Source organism: Streptococcus jiangnanensis (assembly GCF_040888325.1).
Lineage (GTDB): Bacteria > Bacillota > Bacilli > Lactobacillales > Streptococcaceae > Streptococcus > Streptococcus jiangnanensis.
This window is the reverse complement of record NZ_JBFNFF010000002.1, coordinates 202,692-220,369: the sequence shown is the minus strand read 5'-3', so window position 1 is coordinate 220,369 and position 17,678 is coordinate 202,692. Positions and strand designations below refer to the sequence as shown.

The following is a 17,678-nucleotide window of genomic DNA, read 5'->3' as shown; positions in this document are numbered from 1 at the left end:
TTTTTCCTCTCTATTCAAATAATGTAGTCAAAATGGAAGCATTTCCCAAAAGCACCAAGATTCCCATCACGATAATGAGGAAACCACCCACTTTTTTGAGGATTCCGAGATAAGGATGGAGTTTTCGGAAATGTTTCAAAACATAGCTGGAGGCAAGAGCTAGAACTAAAAATGGTAGTGCCAAACCCAGCGTGTAAACCAACATGAGACCAGCTCCCTGCCAAGCACCTGAACCACCTGAAGCCGCCAAAGCCAAAACAGAGCCCAGAACCGGCCCCACACATGGCGTCCAAGCAAAACTAAAGGTTAACCCCAGTAAAAATGCCTGACTATAGCCGTTACCCTTTTGCCCTTGTCTCTTTAATTGTAGCCTTCTTTCCTTGTAGAGTCCCTGCAAATGTAAGACTTCCATCTGGTGCAAGCCCAAGAGAATGATAATCGCACCCGTCACATACTGAAACCAAGAAGCATACAGCAAATTGCCTAAAAAACCAGCTCCATAACCCAGTAAGATAAAAACAAAGGAAATCCCCGCTATAAAGGCCAGAGTTCGCAATAAACTTACAACTGAGATTGAAAATTTTCCGCTAGAAGCCTGAGCATCATTCTTATCATCCAATAAGACTCCTGCATAGACTGGCAACAAGGGTAAAATACAAGGAGAAAAGAAGGAAAGAATTCCAGCAAGAAAAACACTAATAAAAAAGATTACATTGTCCATTGCCTTCCTCCATTCTTTGATTTGATAGGTCTATTATATCCCCAAAACTCCAGAAAAAACAGGGACAATGATAGGGAAAAATAGGAATTTAATCAGTTTATTTAGAAATCTGGCACAAAAAAAGCCAGACAAGGTCTGACTTTGATGGAAACAGAAAAGAAAATCATCTGTCTTCTCTGCTTATCTGGTAATAAATAAGGTCCGCAACGTAGTCTTTTCTCTCCACACCATTGGCAATGGTTTTTAGATAAGACATTCCCGCTTTTTCCATCACACGGCCTGAAGCTGGGTTGAGACTAGCATATCGAGCTCTTGCCTTTTGAAAACCTGCTTGAGTAAAACAAAAGTCTAACACAGCTTTCAAGGCCTCCGTCATCATACCACGACCCCAATAATTTTTTCCTAAAACATACCCAATTTCACAACTTGAATCTTTCTCATTCATCTCAACGATGCTGATATCTCCTATCACTTGCCCAGGATTTTCTTTGAGACAAATGGCCCATTTGTAATAGTTGGGATTGGTATAGGATGCAACCCAATTTCGAATCGAGTTCCGAGTCACTTCAACATCAGGATGAGGATCCCAGGTGACATAGGTCAGGTTCTCAGGAGACGAAGCCCAATTTTGAAACATGGCTTCCGCATCACTCTCCACAAATCTTCTCAAGATTAAACGTTCTGTCTGTAACATTTGCGTACCGATTGCTTTCATAATGTTACCTCGCTTTCTAAGCTTAAGGCTCAAGCTAAAAAGGTCCCCCAGACCTTCTTCGCTTTCTCATTTCTAGGCTCAGGGTAAAAACCTCCACTGGAGGTTCCTCGTTTTCCCGTTTCTAGACTCGGGCTGAAAACCTCCACTGGAGGTTTTCACTCCCAAAAGTCATCAAAGACGGTGATTGGTAGGTGGCGTTTGTGTTGGCCTTTGTACCACCAGTTTTCAATAGTCGCTTGGGCTTCTGGGCTGATTGTTTTTCCTTCGAGGTAGTCGTCAATTTCATTGTAAGTTACTCCAAGTGCGACTTCGTCTGCAATACCTGGTTTTTCTTCTTCCAAATCTGCTGTTGGGATTTTTTCATAAAGGGCTGGGTCTGCACCAAGTTCCTTCAAGAGTTGTTTCCCTTGACGTTTATTGAGGCGATAAAGAGGGAGAATGTCTGCACCACCGTCACCAAACTTGGTAAAAAAGCCTGTGATATTTTCCGCGGCATGGTCTGTTCCAATGACAGCTCCGCTATGGGCACCCGCAAGGGCATATTGGGCAATCATACGACTACGAGCTTTAATATTGCCCTTATTAAAGTCTGAAACAGGACTTCCTGTCGCTTCGACTGCAGCTGTCATGGCATCAGCTGAGTCCTTTATATTCACAACAAAGCTGACATCTGGCTGGATGAAAGCGAGAGCTTTTTGTGCATCTGCTTCATCAGCTTGCACGCCATATGGCAGGCGGACAGCGATAAATTGGTAGCTGTCATCTCCTGTCTCTGCTCGCATTTCTTCCATAGCTAATTGCGCCAAGCGCCCTGCTAAGGTTGAGTCCTGACCTCCAGAAATCCCCAGTACAAAACTTTTAAGGAAGGGGTGTTTTTTCAAGTATCTCTTTAAGAAGTCAATGGAACGACGAATTTCCTCCTGGGCGTCAATCACTGGCTTGACACCTAGTTGCTGGATAATGGTCTCTTGCAAACTCATTCTTCTTCTCCTTCGCCAAGGGCTTCCTTACGCATCTTGTCAATCAAGTCCATCTTATCTTGCCAAATATCACGCGCCAAGTCTACTGGGTAATGTTGCGGATTGAGAACCCGTTTATACTCATCCCATAGCTTGTCAAATTCCTTACGAGCATAGGCTTGAATCTCAGTTAAACTAGGCAATTTGTAAACCAATGTTCCTTCTTTGAAAATTTCCACCAAGAGAGGAACGGCATCAAAATTTCGAACGGTCTTCTTGATGTAAGTATAAGTTGGATGGAACATCTTGATTTCAGTCATGGCGCTCACATCCACACCATCATAAGTAATGTAGTCACCTTCTGACTTGCCTTTTTCACGGCTGGTAATGCGCCATACCTGCTTCTTACCTGGGGTCGATACTTTTTCAGCATTGCTTGAAAGCTTGATGGTATTGCGCATCTTACCAGTTTCATCTTCAATAGCCACAATCTTATAAACTGCCCCAAGAGCTGGCTGATCATAGGCTGTAATCAGCTTGGTACCCACCCCCCAGACATCAATCTTAGCGTGTTGCATTTTGAGGTTAAGGATGGTATTTTCGTCGAGGTCATTGGAAGCGTAAATTTTGGCATCTGGATATCCAGCCTCATCTAACTGTTGGCGAACTTTCTTGGAAATATAGGCTATATCCCCTGAGTCGATACGAACGCCTTTAAAATTAATCTTGTCTCCCAGTTCACGAGCTACCTGAATAGCAGCTGGCACACCGATGCGAAGCGTATCATATGTATCTACTAGAAAGACACAGTCACGATGGGTTGAAGCATAGGCCTTAAAGGCCTTATAGTCGTTTCCATAAACCTGTACCAAGGCATGAGCATGAGTACCTAAGACAGGAATACCAAAGAGCTTCCCTGCTCGCACATTGCTAGTCCCGTTGGCTCCACCAATCACGGCTGCGCGTGTTCCCCAGATAGCTGCATCCATTTCTTGCGCACGACGTGTACCGAATTCCATCAAAGGCTCATCTTCAATGACCGAACGAATACGTGCTGCCTTGGTCGCTATCAAGGTTTGAAAGTTAACGATGTTCAAGAGAGCCGTTTCGACCAACTGACATTGGGCTAGAGGGCCTTCAACTTGAACAATTGGCTCATTAGCAAAAACCAAGTCCCCTTCCTGAGCAGAACGAACCGTCAACTCCAACTTGAGATTTCGTAGGTAATCCAAGAATTCTCCATGATACCCAAGCGTCTCCAAGTAGGCAATATCGCTATCTGAAAAGCGTAAGTCTTCAAGATAATGTACAATTCTTTCCAAGCCAGCAAAAACCGCATAACCGTTGTTAAATGGTTGCTGGCGGAAATAAACTTCAAAGACCGCCTTTTTATTGTGAATTCCTTGGTCAAAGTAAACTTGCATCATGTTAATCTGGTACAAGTCCGTGTGCAATGTCAAACTATCATCTGGATACATCTGTTTTCCTTCTTCCTACTTTACAAAGGTATGAACGTATTCTACCACTTTCACACCATCCGATAAATTAGTACTATTATAACACATTTTACCGAGATTGATAAAAAGCTAACAAGCTATTCTCCATTCTCCAGTTCATCCATATCTTGCTCAAACTTTTTTTGAGCCCATTCGCCATAGCTTTTAAGCCCGAGATTACCGATAAAAACCCAAGGAAGGTAAATCAGATAAGTAATGACCCAAGCAGACAAGTATTTAACGTTCAGAGGATTGTGCTGATAAATTTCGATATTGAATTGATAATTCTGCAACATCAAGAGAGTCGTAATAGCGAGAGTTACCAGCAAACACCCTACAATCGTAAAATGAAAACGACTATAGTAGGTCACTCCAAGTTGTCGTGCACGATTGAAAAAGAAGAAAATTCCTAAAATAAGAGTAACTAGAAGAATATCAGGATTAAAAAGAGCAGGTGCTAATACAGCCACCAAATAACTTAGCAGAATGAGCCCGATAAACATATAAAAAGTCTCTGTCCCAGCTTTGTTAAACAGTTGTTCTTCTCTTTCGTCTAGTAATTGATAATAAAAAAATCTATTTTTCATCTTCTTCCTCCCAAAATAATTGATCCAAAGTTTTGCCTAAGCATCTGCAAATAGACTGGCAAAGGGAAAGACTAGGATTATATTTCCCTGCTTCTATCAAGCCTATAGTCTGCCTAGTAACACCAACAGCCTCTGCCAAATCCCCCTGTGTCATATCAAGTTCCACACGAGCTAGTTTTAGCTTTAAATTTTTAGCCACTTGATTCCTCCTTTTAATTTTTAAAAAGTTGCGCTTCTTTTTAAATATATTATACCATATATCTGACTTAATGCAATATATAAATGTCATTTTGTAATATTTTATTAACAAAAAAACTCTCTACCATCTTACATGATAAAGAGTATTCGTTATTTTTGCTACTTAGCTAAGCTCCTCTTCAAAGGAAAGAAGTCTAGATCACAAATCCTTTTGGTAATAGTATCTTTGTCCTGTGTAGGGATAGTCTTGCAAGGCAAAAACTTCCTTGTACCCATGACTTAGATAAAAATCTGGCGCTTGAAACTGATAAGTATTCACGAAAGCAAAACGACAATTTCGTTTCTTGGCTTCATTTTCAGCTTGTTGCAATAGTTTCGAACCAATTCCTTGTCCCCGTAATTCCTCTTTCACAAACAAATATTCGATTTCCAACCAATTTCCAAAAGTCTCAGCTACTAAGCCTGCCATGAGATTGCCCTTTTCGTCTTCGACATAAAGGTTCAGCGACTCACTTTCAGCCTCTTCTCTTTTAGAGCGATTATAAGTACGAATCAAATCCCCTATTTCTTGCGCTTTATGCGATTCCTTATTTTCCAATCTAACGTACATCCAAACCTCCTAATAAACTACTACAGCTTGATTATAGTCTTATTTCGATGGACTGTCAAACTAGAAAAACTCACCAAACAGAGTTGATGAGTTATTTTCTAAATTTCCACTGACTATAAATCCCAAAAACAAGGATCCAGATAGCAGAACCAACTGCACCCATGAAAGTCGACTCTTGCAAAAAGAGAGTCACAAAAACAAAGACAAAAAAGAGAATGGTTAGGGGATTAAGCAAGCGATACTGAGGCATGAGGTAGCCATTAGCCATGAAATCTTGTGACTTGCGGTATTTAAGATGAGCCACCATAATCAAGATATAAATAGCGATGTAAACACCTGATGAGGATGCTGTGATCAAAGCAAAAGCATCTGAAACACCTGGTAGCACGTTGATAAAGGCTGCCAGAGCAATCAAGATTGCTGAGGCAATGATGGCATTTTGTGGAACATTGTGACGAGAAAGGGTATCGACCTTGATGGCCTTTAAGAAACGATTGGGCGAATCATGGGCAATCTGATATAAGTGTCTCCCTGTTGAGTAGAGAGTTGAGTTAAGAGCAGACGCCGCTGAGGTCAAGACAACAAAGTTGATTAGAGCTGCTGCCCACTTGATCCCTGCCAGTTCAAAAACCGTTACAAATGGAGAATCTGAAGAATTAAGATAAGACCAAGGAATAATGGCCATAATCGCAATGAGAGCTCCCCCATAGAAGAAGATAATTCTGAGAGGAATTTCCTTGACAGCTTTGGGCAAGACCTGACGAGGGTTCTTTGTTTCAGAAGTTGTCACCCCGATAAACTCAATCATCAGATAGGCAAAAAATACCATTTGAAAGGCCATGACAAAGTTCATAACTCCATTTGGAAAAAGAGAGAACTGGTCGCTGATATTTGCCAAACTTGCAACACCATGAGGTGTCTTAAAGCCCGTCAAAACCATAAAGACCCCAGTGGCAATCATGGCTAAAATCGCCACAATCTTGACCATAGCAAACCAAAACTCGACTTCTCCAAAGAGCTTAACCGCAATCAAGTTGACCAAAGCCAAAATCGTTAAAAAGACAAGCTGAATCATCCAGCTAGGCCAGGTAGGGAACCAGAAGCGGACATAGTCTGAGATGGCAGTGATTTCTGCCATACCGATAAAGACAACAGACAACCAATAAGACCAAACTGAGAAATATCCCCAGCCTTTCCCCAAATGACGGGTGATAAAGTTGATAAAGGTATGCTGTTCTGGATCCTGATACAGCATCTCCCCAACAGCCCTCATCATCAAAAACATAAAGGCTCCTGTAATCATATAAATCAGGATGATCGAAGGTCCTGTAAGGCTGATAGAGCGACCAGCGCCTAGGAAAAGTCCTGTTCCGATTGTTCCCGCAATAGCCATCACCTGAACATGGCGATTGGTTAATCCACGCTCCATTTTGTTTTTCTTCTTATTTTCACTCATATAGTCTCCTTTTTATCCAAAAAACCAAAAAGGAGTTGAGCAAGGCAAAACCTTCACTACTCCTTTTTCATCCTATTTAGGCTGTTTTCTCAACCTTTAAGATTTTGACATCATAGCTACCAACTGGTGTTTCAATCGTTGCAGTATCGCCAGTCTTCTTGCCAATCAAAGCACGGCCAATCGGACTTTCATTTGATACTTTACCAGCAAAAGCATCTGCACCTGCAGAACCGACGATGATGTAGACCTCTTCTTCGTCTTCACCAACTTCTTGGATTGTTACTGTTTTACCGATTGCTACCTCATCTTGGGCAACTGCATCGCTATTAACAATTTCAGCATAGCGAATCTTTGTTTCTAGACTTGAAATTTGACCTTCAACAAAAGCTTGTTCATCTTTCGCTGCTTCATACTCACTATTTTCTGAAAGGTCTCCATAGGAACGAGCAATCTTGATACGCTCTACGACTTCAGGGCGTCGAACGAGTTTCAACTCCTCTAATTCTTTTTCTAGTTTTTCCTTTTCTTCAAGGGTCATTGGGTAAGTTTTTTCTGCCATTTTTTTAACTTTCTTTTCTATTTACTTTTTTAAAACAAAATTATGTGGAAAACCACATAATTTTAGTTTGAACTACTTGCTTGAGGTAACTTGCTATTGATATGCTCTGCAACGTTTTGATCATGTTCTTCTTTTGTTGTCGCAAAGTATACTTTACCGTCTTCAACATTTGCTACAAAGTACAAGTACTCACTCTTTGTCTGATTTACACTTGCTTCAATCGCATCCGAACTTGGGCTATCAACCGGTCCAGGCATGAGGCCAAGGTGTGTATAAACATTGTATGGTGAATCAATCGTTGTATCAATTCCAGCGTCATCTGCTAAACTAATCTTTTGACCAAGTTTTCCTTGAGCATATAGGATAGCGATATTACTTTGAAGTGGCATACCAACATTCAAGCGGTTATAGAAGACACCTGCGATTTTCTTGCGGTCTTCGGTCTTAGCACCTTCTTTTTCGACAAGAGAAGCAATGCTGAGCAATTCATTAACTGTCAGATTCTTTTCTTTGATCGTAGCGTAATATGGTGACATAGCCTTATCCATAGCAGCCACCATCTCATCAATCAAACTTTCAACAGTTGTACTGTCTTTGATCGTATAGGTCGCTGGGAAAAGGTAGCCTTCAAGACGATAACGAACGCCACTGTCTTTTGTTGGAAGACTTCCAAGTAGGTTTGGATACTTGGCTACTAATTGTGAGATAAAGGTCTCATCTTGAACTTTTGCCAAGAAAGCATCCGCAGTAAGAGGTTCTTTAAATTCACCTTGAAGTTGTCCTACTGTTTGAGCGATTTGCTCTAATGTATAGCCTTCTGGAATTGTCAAGTTTGCAAGAACAGGTGCCTGAGCTTCAGGAGTCCCACCTTTTTCCAATTCTTGAATCAACTCATCCGTACTCATACTCTTCTTCAAGTTGTAATAACCTGACTTCAAGTTAGCATGGCTATAGTATTTAGCATAAAGACTAAAGATAAGTCCATGTTTAACCAAACCTGATTTTTCCAAGGTGCTTCCAATTTCTTGAACGTTTGCACCGTCTGGGATTTGAACCGTTACATAGTCCTTAGAGCTCGCATCCACAGGTTTCAAGGAATCTTGAACGTAACCATAACCAAAGTAACCACCAACTGCAACGAGTACTAGGAGAACTAGAACTGTTACTAGGCAACCTTTAGCTTTTGATTTTTTCTTTTTCTTAGTTGATGTTGCACCTTGACGACGACTACGACGTGGAGCATCAGCTAATCCACTGCTAGACTCTGTAGAAACAGGCTCAACTCTTTCAGGCATTTCTGGAGTGATTTCCTCTTTCTTGTCTTCTGTTTTATAGGTTACGGCAACCTTAGTCGGAGTATCGTTAAATTCTTTTTCTTCGGGTTTAAGCTCAACTGGTTCTACCTCAGGTTGAACAGGTTCCACTATAGGTTCTTCAGCCAGATGAATCGGCTCTACCAGAGGTTCTTCAGATTCTACAACTTCAATCTTGTCGATGATTGGCTGTCTAATCTCTTTCTCTTCTTGGTCATCCGTTTCATCAGTTCTAGCACTTGAAAGTGGAGGAACACTTGGTGCATTTTTTAGGATTTTATCGACAACAGATAGGGAATCAGCCATCAACTCTTCTGTTGATGTTTCTGGTTCAAGATCTGAAGGAGTTGCTGAACTAGCTTGAGATGATGAAGCCGTCAGATTTGGAATCTCTACTTCTTTCTCTCTTCTATCTTGTTCTTTTACTCTTTCTAAATCACGTAGAATCTGCTCTTTAAAGCTTAATTTTTCTTCTTCTCTTGATTTTTCAGTCAAAAGCATTACCTCCTTGTTGACAATCCATAATATTATATCTTAAAAGTCGCAGAAAAGCAACCAACTAGGGCATTCCCTAGCTAGTTTTCTTTATTTTTCGGCTGCCAGACCATATCATACCATGTTTCCCCAGCAAAGCTTGACTGAGATATTCCTTCATTAACAAAGCCATGTTTTTCATAATAGGCGATAAGGTAGTCATGACATGTCAAGTTAATGCCCTCTCGTTCATGTTCTAAAGCGACTTCTTTCAGAGCCTTTAATAGTCTTTTCCCTACCCCCAAAGCTTGTGCTTCCTTGGCAATAGATAGGCATGTCACAGAAATATAACCTCCAGGTTGATGGCTATAGTCTTTTATTTCTTCTGTAAAGGACTGATCTTGGAGATGGCGGTGTGGGACGACTGGACCTTCGATATAACCAAGAATACGCCCCTCTTTTTCAGCTACCAGAAAACTGGTCTGAATTTCCTGCAAATGCGCCTCAAAGACCGAACGAGGAATGGCTTCCTCAAGGGAAAAATTCTCTAGCTCTATCTCTATAATCCGATCTAAATCCGAAAATCTTGCTTGTCTGATTTTCATATTTCCTCCTGATAAAAAGGATTCTCCCAAATCAGATACCATTCAGAACCACTGCCATAATGACTCTCTGTCACTTCTTCATCAACAAAGCCATTCATTTCAAAATATGATAGCAACTCATCAGGACTTTGCAAAAGAATACCTTGATAATCTAGTTCGACTGTCATCTGTTTCAAGGCTGCAAGAAGAAGAGTTCCCAGCCCTTGTCCCCAATGATCAGGATGAATGATCAATGATTTTATTTCTACCCATTTGGGATGAATAGACTGAGCTTCTCCTAAAATATAGCCCACGAGCTGATTTTCATCCCCAGCTACAAGAAAGGTACCCGCAGACTTGCGGATACTCTCTTCTAAGGATTGGCGGCTAAGGGTCTCTTCTGATGAAGGATTGGCTTCTTCAACCGCCAACATTTCTTCTAAATCTGATAAGGTAGCTTGCCTTATAGTGATTGGAATTTCCATCTGTTTTCCTTATTGGACGTTGCTTGTCAAGTTAGACAAAAGACGTTCAAATGAATATTCATAGGTTTGGATGTCCCCAGCACCCATAAAGACGTAAACAGCATTATCATGGTCTAGGAGTGGAGAAACATTTTCAACAGTGATAACCTGGTGTTTCTTGTTGATTTTATTGGCTAAGTCTTCTACCTTAACATCACCATGGTCCACTTCACGCGCAGATCCATAGATTTGTGCTAGGTAAACAGCATCTGCTTGATTTAGAGCATGAGCAAATTCGTCCAACAAGGCAATGGTTCTTGTAAAGGTATGCGGTTGGAAGATTGCCACGATTTCCTTGCTTGGATATTTTTGACGAGCTGCATCCAAGGTTGCAATGATTTCTGTTGGATGGTGAGCAAAGTCATCAATGATCACTGTATCATTGACAATTTTTTCAGTGAAACGACGCTTAACACCAGCAAAAGTTTTCAAGTGTTCGCGAACCAAGTTTAAATCAAAACCTGCTGTGTAAAGAAGACCAATAACAGCTGTCGCATTCATGATATTGTGACGACCAAAGGTTGGAATGTGGAATTGACCCAATTCTTGTCCACGGAAATGAACGGTGAAGGTTGATCCAGTCGTAGAGCGAAGGAGATCACTAGCTACAAAGTCATTGTCCTCAGTTTCAAATCCATAGTAATAGATTGGCGCATTGGCTGTGATCTTACGCAACTCAGCATCCTCACCGTATACAAACAAACCTTTGGTAATTTGTTTGGCATAGTCGTTAAAGGCATTGAAAACGTCCTCTAGACTTGTAAAATAGTCTGGATGGTCAAAGTCAATGTTGGTGATGATAGAGTATTCTGGGTGGTAAGGCATGAAGTGACGCTCATATTCGTCTGATTCAAAGACAAAATATTTGGCATTGGCTGAGCCACGACCTGTCCCATCTCCAATCAAGAAGCTGGTATCTGTGATGTGAGACAAGACGTGTGACAGCATACCTGTTGTTGAAGTTTTTCCATGTGCTCCTGCCACTCCCATGCTGACAAAGTCGCGCATAAAGCTACCTAGGAATTCGTGATAACGTTTGTAGCTGATACCATTTTGATCTGCATAGGCGATTTCAACGTTATTATCTGGACGGAAGGCATTCCCCGCGATAATCTCTACATCACCTTGTAGATTCTTTTCATCAAAAGGAAGAATCGCAATCCCTGCCTGCTCTAGTCCACGTTGAGTAAAGTAGTATTTATCAACGTCTGAACCTTGAACCTTATGTCCCATTTGGTGCAACATCAAGGCCAAGGCACTCATCCCTGATCCCTTGATTCCAATAAAATGATATGTTTTTGACATGCTTTTCTCCCCTACTCAGTAATTCTTGTCAGATTCAACTCTTGGGCAACCTGACGTTCCTGTTCTGTTTGCTTATTCTTTTTATTATAGATTTGACTCTTCTTTAGAAAATCATAGTTGTTCTTTTTAGCTTTTTCCGTTTGGTTTTTCGGAGTTGGATTCGCCGCTTGGCCAACCTCCTCAGCTAAGATATAGTGGGACTGGCTCAAGTTTTTACTAAATTTGGCAAACTCACCTGGATTTTCCTTTTGAAATGGTGCTGTTGGTTGGTTTCCTTGACGAACAAGTGTTGAACCATTGTGTCGTCTGGTATGACTAACATCCTGAGTCAAATACTTGGCTGAACGTTTCTTCTTCAAATCCGCACGCGCCTCTTCTCGAGCCAATTCAGCATACGTTTTTTCAACTTTTTTAGGTTCTGGGTTTGGCTTTGACTCCTTATTAACCACTGGAGAAACTACAGTTTCTTCCTCATTGATAGGAGACCAATCCAAATAGTTCTTATCGCGGTAATCACCTTTGATATTGCTAATAAAGTCTGACTCATCGTACAAGTCCATGACTGGCATTTTGGTCAGCATGATCTCATCATCTGACACCAATGGAAATCGATCTTGTTTCATTTTGTATTTCCTTTCAACACTTCATTATAGCGTATTGTCTTGATTTTTCAAGTGCTGGCTTCAGAAATTCCCAAAATTTCACGAATTTCTGCCAGACTGAGACTCGCACGCGACTCCGTACCATCTAAAACTTGGGAAACCAAATGTTTCTTTTGTTCTTGAAGCTCCTGGATTTTTTCTTCAATGGTTCCCTTAGTAATCAAACGATAGACCTCGACCATCTGCTCCTGCCCCATGCGGTGGGCTCGTCCGATAGCCTGAGCTTCGACAGCGGGATTCCACCAGAGGTCAACCAAAATAACCGTATCAGCTCCCGTTAAATTGAGACCAACACCACCCGCCTTAAGGGAGATGAGAAAGGCATCTCTCTCCCCTTGGTTAAAGGCCTTAGTCATCTCCTGTCTGTCTTGAGCAGGAGTTGAGCCTGTGATTTTGAAAGAAGTCAAGTCCAAGTCTGGGAGTTCTTGCTCGATCTTTTCCAACATTCCTTTGAACTGGGAGAAAATCAAGACCCGATGCCCACCATCAGCCACTTGTAGCAATAAATCTCGTAGACTATCGAGTTTACCACTAGCTCCTTGGTAATCGTCCATAAAGAGGGCTGGCGTATCGCAGATCTGGCGCAATCGCATGAGGCCAGATAAGATTTCTACCCGACTTCTCTGGAATTCTTGATCGGTCACTTGGGCTAGGCGGTCTCGCATCTGTTGCAACTGGGCGAGATAGATGGCCTTCTGTTGGTCTTCCAGTTCATTTTTATAGACGACTTCGATCAGGTCAGGTAGTTCTGTAAGAACTTCTTCTTTCTTACGCCTCATGACGAAAGGCTTGATAAACTGCGCGACTCGGTCAGCCGGTAATTTCATAAACTCCTTTTTACTTGGTAAGAGCCCCGGAAGCACAATTTGGAAGATAGACCACAACTCTCCTAAATGATTTTCGATGGGTGTACCTGACAAAGCAAAAACTGCTGGCACCACAAACTGGCGCAAACTCTGAGCAATCTTGGTTTGGGCATTTTTCATGACCTGAGCTTCATCTAAGAAGAGAAAATCAAAAGCCATCTCTTGATAAAGCTCGCTGTCTTGACGAAAGGTGGCATAGCTAGTCACATAGATTTGGTGATTTTCAGAAAGAATTGCTTCTCGATTCGCTTTCAAACCATGAACGACAGCCAAATCCAACTGTGGGGCAAATTTCCTAAATTCATCTGCCCAATTGTAGATCAAACCTGACGGAGCCAAAATCAAGACCCGACCATCTTCTGTCACCTGACTAGTCAAAAAAGCAATAGTTTGCAGTGTTTTTCCCAGTCCCATATCATCGGCTAGGATGCCACCAAAGCCATAGTGATGAAGCATCTGGAGCCAACGAACACCCTTTTCCTGATAGTCTCTCAAACTCGCCTGAACCTGTATATCTCCCAAAGGAAAATCCTCTGGATGAGTCAAATCATGAGCTAAATGCTGAAATTCTTCCGAGAAGGAGATCCTGTCTTGACCTTCAAACAACTGAGACAAACTATAAGCTAGGGATTTCCGAGCCTGAAAAGAACCATCTTTTAGCTCAACCCCCAGTTCCTGCAAATTTTGACGAATCTGCTTGGTTTCCTCATCAAAAAAGTACACTTGGTCAGAAGAACTGATATAGAAATCCTGATTGCTGGTCAGGGCTTTAAGAGCTTGATCAATCTCTTCTTGGGCAATCCCTTGGAAATCAAATTGGATCTCCAACAGTCCTCCCTTGGACTCAATCTGAACCTGAGGAGCTTGGATGCTGTAGAGCTGATTCATCTCATCAGACAAGAAAACCTGACCCAACTTCTCAAAAGCTGGAATCGTATGGTGAAAGAAAGAATAAACTGCCTCTGGCTTCAAAGCCTGTCTCCAAGACTGAAAATCAGCCTCAAAACCAGCCCCTAAACAGACTTGAAATAGTTGGTTTTCCAAGACAGCATCGCTTGAAAATGGTAATTGTTCCAGCTGTTGACGACTAGTTACCTTAACATCTCCATAGTCAAACTGAATATTCAAGCGGATGCGGCCGTCATCCTCCCTATCAAAGTAAAAGATTGGTGAAAAGGGTCTGATTTGCAAGCGTTCAGGAGCAGAAACTGTGCCCAGCTGTCCAAACAAAGGCAGACAGGCGGCTAGGCGGTCACGATCACTATTGTCAAACTGGAGGCATTTTCTCCCTCTTTCCTCCTGAGGAAGCTCCTTGATTTCCTTTAGGAGGCTGATTTGTTTAGGATTTAAGAGATAAAGATTCCCCTTACGAAAGAGAACCGCTCCCCCATAGAATACGTTGACTCGCTCACTTTCAGAAATCTCCATCTCAAAATAATCGGGATACTCCTGCACGGAAAAAGAGAAAAGGTTTGCTTCTGGATCTAAATCATGAAAGAGAAGATTTTCATAACTAGTAATCTGGTGTTCGAAATGAAAATCTTCCAAGTTCATCAATAACCCCACTCCCTGCTCAAAAAAGGTCAGAGGGAAAAAGAGGTGACGACCTTGATTGGGGAAAAAGAGCTCTTGACTCAGTCCCTCCTCAATCAAGCCACATAAAAAAGTAAGAACTTCCTGACTAGCTGTATCAAAAGCATCCCAAGACAAGTCATTTTCATAGTGTTTCCCAATCATATATGGCTTTCGATGGACCAAGACCTTCAAAAAGAGAGGGATGTCACGAATGACATAATATTTTTGACTATCAACTAAACCGATTCGAAGAGTCCATAGGAGGCGATTGGTTCCAGCTTCTACCTGGCCTTGAGACGACAAAGTGTAGATTTTTTCTCGCTTCTGAGGTTGGATCCGCTCCAAAAAACTACCACCAAAACTAACCTTGGTTTCGACCTCTTCTTGCTCTTCATGTCCTTTTTCTAAGACTTGTAAAATCACCTGGCCTTCTTCATCAGTCTTCAGATAATGCTCGAGCGCTGCGAGGTGAACACAGTAACCTCTTTTTTGGAAAAAATCGCAAGCACAAAAAACCAGATCATCCTCTAAACTGTAGCGCAAGTCTTCTCCCGCCACACGAGTATAGAGGCGATTCCCTTTTTCCTTGATAATCTCAATGTTGCCTGTTTCATAGAGTGTAACCCCCTCCATGCGCAACTTTCCCGGAATCAATTTAGCCATAGTTACCCCTTTATCTTATCTTTTCATTATACCACATTTTCCCCTACGAAAATAGCCTTCTAGGAAGACTTTTCTCCTAGAAGGCTGGATTTTTAAAGTGTAGCAAAAGTGGTCACGATGCGTTGGCAAACCTCTTCCAGTACGGACTTCGGCATAGCTACATTGAGACGGGCATGAAGAGTTCCCTCCTCTCCAAAGTCCAAACCTCGATTCAAGATAACCTTGGCTTCATTCTTCAAAAGCTCTTGCAAGCGGTCATCCGTTAGGTCATAGGCTGAAAAATCAAGCCAGATCAAGTAGGTACCTTGTGGTTTCATGACCTTAATCTTGGTTTCGTTGCCCAAAATATCCACTACATAGTTAATGTGGTCCTCGATGACTTTTTTTAGTTCTCCTAACCAGTCCTTACCATAACGGTAGGCAGCTTCTGTCGCCAAATACCCCAAGCCTGAGATTTCATGTTGGTTATTGGCCAACTGGCGTTTTTGGAAAGCCACACGAAGCTTTGGATTTTCAATAACTGCATAGGAATTCTTGGTCCCAGCAATATTAAATGTTTTAGTGGCACTACTCAAGATAAGGGCAAAGTCTTTAAAGGCGGGATCAATGGTGTTAAAAGACTGGTGTTTATGACCAAAGAGGGCCAAATCTTGGTGAATCTCATCTGAAATCAACAAAACACCATGTTTTTGGCAGAGATACCCAATCTTTTCTAACACTTCCTTTTCCCAAACACGTCCACCAGGATTGTGGGGATTGCAAAGGATATAAAGCTTCACATCCTCTTCCACCAATTCCTTCTCCAACTGGTCAAAGTCAATCTCAAACAGCCCATCCTTTTCCACCAAAGAATTGGTAATCAATCTGCGATTGTTCAGTTTGACACTGCGGGCAAAAGGTGGATAGACCGGTGTGTTAATCAGAACAGCCTCTCCTTCTTTTGTAAAGGCTTGAATGGCTGTTGAAATTGCTGGTACCACTCCCTCTATAAAGACGAGGGCATCCTTGTCAAAGTGATAGCCGTGTTGTGTAGCTTCCCAGTCCTGAACCGACTCAATCAAAGCATCACTGGCATAGGTATAGCCATAGACCAACTGATCTGCGTAGGCTTGTACAGCTTGTCGAACCTCAGGCAAAACCACAAAGTCCATATCTGCTATCCAGGCTGGTAGAACTTCTCGATCAGCTTCTGCTTCTTTCCATTTATAGGTATGGTGGCCAAAACGATTGGGTAGGCTTGTAAAATCATATTTTCCCATATCTATCTTATCCTTCCATAGCTTGGCGCAAGTCCGCAATCAAATCTCTAGCATCCTCAATCCCAATAGACAAGCGCAAGAGGTCATCTGTTAAGCCATAGGAACGGCGCACTTCTGCTGGAATATCCGCATGAGTCTGAGTTGTCGGATAGGTGATCAGACTTTCTACGCCACCCAAACTTTCTGCAAATGAGAAGACCTTGAGGCTATTTAAAATATGAGGAATACGCTTTTCATCCACTACTTTAAAGGAAATCATCCCCCCACGTCCAGTATAGAGCACTTCCTTGACAGCAGGTGAATCCTTCAAAAAGGCAACCACTTCTTGGGCATTGGCTGTAGAACGTTCCATACGAAGAGGTAGAGTTTTAAGACCGCGAATCAACTGATAACTATCAAATGGTGACAAGACCGCACCTGTCGTATTCAAATTGTAGAAAAGTTGCTCATATAGTTCTAAACTATTAGTCACAACCACCCCAGCCAAGACATCATTGTGCCCTGCTAGATACTTGGTTGCTGAATGAAGAACGATATCCGCACCATCTTCAATCGGACGTTGATAAATCGGACTGTAGAAGGTATTGTCCACCACTACCTTGGCACCCTTGGCATGAGCTAGTTTGGCTAGTTTGGCAATATCAAATTCCAACATCAAGGGATTGGTTGGTGTTTCAATATAGAGAACATCCACATCTTTCTCTAACTCAGCAATCAACTCTCCTTCTGTATTGGCATAGGTAAAATGGAAACGGCCTTCCTGCTCCACTTGGTTGAACCAACGGAAAGAACCCCCATACAGATCACGAACAGCCAAGACTTTACTTCCTACTGGAAAAACACTAAAGGCCAGTACAATCGCAGCCATACCTGAGCTCGTTGCTAGGGCATAGTCTGCTGACTCAATAGCCGCCAAAACCTCCTCCGCCTTACTACGAGTTGGGTTTTTAGTACGGGTATAGTCAAATCCCGTAGACTGACCGAACTCTGGATGCTGATAAGTGGTTGAAAAATGAAGCGGCGTTACCAAGGCACCTGTAGCCTCATCTGACTTGATTCCCGCCTGGGCCAAAATTGTGTTGATGTGTAGTTCTTTGCTCATACAATACCTCCAAATCTATAGTAACTATTGTACCACTTATTTTCACTAAC

17 protein-coding genes are annotated in these 17,678 nt (G+C 42.0%); all 17 read right to left on the bottom strand.

What is annotated here, in order from left to right; translation table 11 throughout:
* Window positions 1-10 precede the first annotated feature (10 nt).
* On the bottom strand, window positions 11-721 hold the full coding sequence (gene ccdA2 / locus AB2B49_RS03750; protein ID WP_049505338.1) for a thiol-disulfide oxidoreductase-associated membrane protein CcdA2: 711 nt from the start codon (window positions 719-721) through the stop codon (window positions 11-13).
* 163 nt (window positions 722-884) lie between these two features.
* Window positions 885-1,436 (bottom strand): GNAT family N-acetyltransferase, encoded by a 552-nt coding sequence (locus AB2B49_RS03745; protein ID WP_320691934.1) that lies wholly within the window; start codon window positions 1,434-1,436, stop codon window positions 885-887.
* Window positions 1,437-1,591: 155 nt separating this feature from the next.
* Window positions 1,592-2,416, bottom strand: coding sequence for an ammonia-dependent NAD(+) synthetase (gene nadE / locus AB2B49_RS03740; RefSeq protein WP_320691933.1), 825 nt, complete (start codon window positions 2,414-2,416; stop codon window positions 1,592-1,594).
* Window positions 2,413-3,873 carry a nicotinate phosphoribosyltransferase gene (locus AB2B49_RS03735; RefSeq protein WP_320691932.1) on the bottom strand — a complete coding sequence of 487 codons (1,461 nt, stop codon included), beginning with the start codon at window positions 3,871-3,873 and terminating at the stop codon, window positions 2,413-2,415. Before AB2B49_RS03735 ends, nadE begins: the two co-directional genes overlap by 4 nt.
* A 116-nt stretch (window positions 3,874-3,989) precedes the next feature.
* A complete protein-coding gene (locus AB2B49_RS03730) occupies window positions 3,990-4,478 on the bottom strand; it encodes a DUF6773 family protein (protein WP_071851163.1) in 489 nt (162 codons plus the stop codon).
* Window positions 4,468-4,677: a helix-turn-helix transcriptional regulator gene (locus tag AB2B49_RS03725; RefSeq protein ID WP_001107501.1), complete on the bottom strand. Its 210-nt coding sequence runs from the start codon at window positions 4,675-4,677 to the stop codon at window positions 4,468-4,470. The genes AB2B49_RS03730 and AB2B49_RS03725 overlap by 11 nt, the downstream gene beginning before the upstream one ends.
* Window positions 4,678-4,875: 198 nt before the next feature.
* The gene (locus AB2B49_RS03720; protein WP_081364918.1) at window positions 4,876-5,286 is read right to left on the bottom strand and encodes a GNAT family N-acetyltransferase; all 411 of its coding nucleotides are present in this window, start codon (window positions 5,284-5,286) and stop codon (window positions 4,876-4,878) included.
* A 91-nt stretch (window positions 5,287-5,377) separates the two neighbouring features.
* Window positions 5,378-6,742 carry an amino acid permease gene (locus AB2B49_RS03715; protein ID WP_071851165.1) on the bottom strand — a complete coding sequence of 455 codons (1,365 nt, stop codon included), beginning with the start codon at window positions 6,740-6,742 and terminating at the stop codon, window positions 5,378-5,380.
* Between the two features lie 76 nt (window positions 6,743-6,818).
* The gene (greA, locus tag AB2B49_RS03710) at window positions 6,819-7,301 is read right to left on the bottom strand and encodes a transcription elongation factor GreA (protein WP_000818765.1); all 483 of its coding nucleotides are present in this window, start codon (window positions 7,299-7,301) and stop codon (window positions 6,819-6,821) included.
* A gap of 62 nt (window positions 7,302-7,363) precedes the next feature.
* Window positions 7,364-9,115 (bottom strand): endolytic transglycosylase MltG, encoded by a 1,752-nt coding sequence (gene mltG / locus AB2B49_RS03705; protein WP_320691931.1) that lies wholly within the window; start codon window positions 9,113-9,115, stop codon window positions 7,364-7,366.
* A gap of 74 nt (window positions 9,116-9,189) precedes the next feature.
* Window positions 9,190-9,693, bottom strand: coding sequence for a GNAT family N-acetyltransferase (locus tag AB2B49_RS03700; RefSeq protein WP_198464516.1), 504 nt, complete (start codon window positions 9,691-9,693; stop codon window positions 9,190-9,192).
* Window positions 9,690-10,157, bottom strand: coding sequence for a GNAT family N-acetyltransferase (locus tag AB2B49_RS03695; RefSeq protein WP_320691930.1), 468 nt, complete (start codon window positions 10,155-10,157; stop codon window positions 9,690-9,692). Before AB2B49_RS03695 ends, AB2B49_RS03700 begins: the two co-directional genes overlap by 4 nt.
* Before the next feature lie 9 nt (window positions 10,158-10,166).
* Window positions 10,167-11,501: a UDP-N-acetylmuramate--L-alanine ligase gene (gene murC / locus AB2B49_RS03690; protein ID WP_084859416.1), complete on the bottom strand. Its 1,335-nt coding sequence runs from the start codon at window positions 11,499-11,501 to the stop codon at window positions 10,167-10,169.
* An 11-nt stretch (window positions 11,502-11,512) separates the two neighbouring features.
* Window positions 11,513-12,124 carry a cystathionine gamma-synthase gene (locus AB2B49_RS03685; RefSeq protein ID WP_084859417.1) on the bottom strand — a complete coding sequence of 204 codons (612 nt, stop codon included), beginning with the start codon at window positions 12,122-12,124 and terminating at the stop codon, window positions 11,513-11,515.
* 47 nt (window positions 12,125-12,171) lie between these two features.
* Entirely contained in the window at window positions 12,172-15,267 is a 3,096-nt protein-coding gene (locus AB2B49_RS03680; RefSeq protein WP_320691929.1) for a DEAD/DEAH box helicase, read from the bottom strand.
* 92 nt (window positions 15,268-15,359) lie between these two features.
* Window positions 15,360-16,526, bottom strand: coding sequence for a MalY/PatB family protein (locus AB2B49_RS03675; protein WP_049505328.1), 1,167 nt, complete (start codon window positions 16,524-16,526; stop codon window positions 15,360-15,362).
* Between the two features lie 7 nt (window positions 16,527-16,533).
* Window positions 16,534-17,628 carry a cystathionine gamma-synthase gene (locus AB2B49_RS03670; RefSeq protein ID WP_049505327.1) on the bottom strand — a complete coding sequence of 365 codons (1,095 nt, stop codon included), beginning with the start codon at window positions 17,626-17,628 and terminating at the stop codon, window positions 16,534-16,536.
* Window positions 17,629-17,678 lie beyond the last annotated feature (50 nt).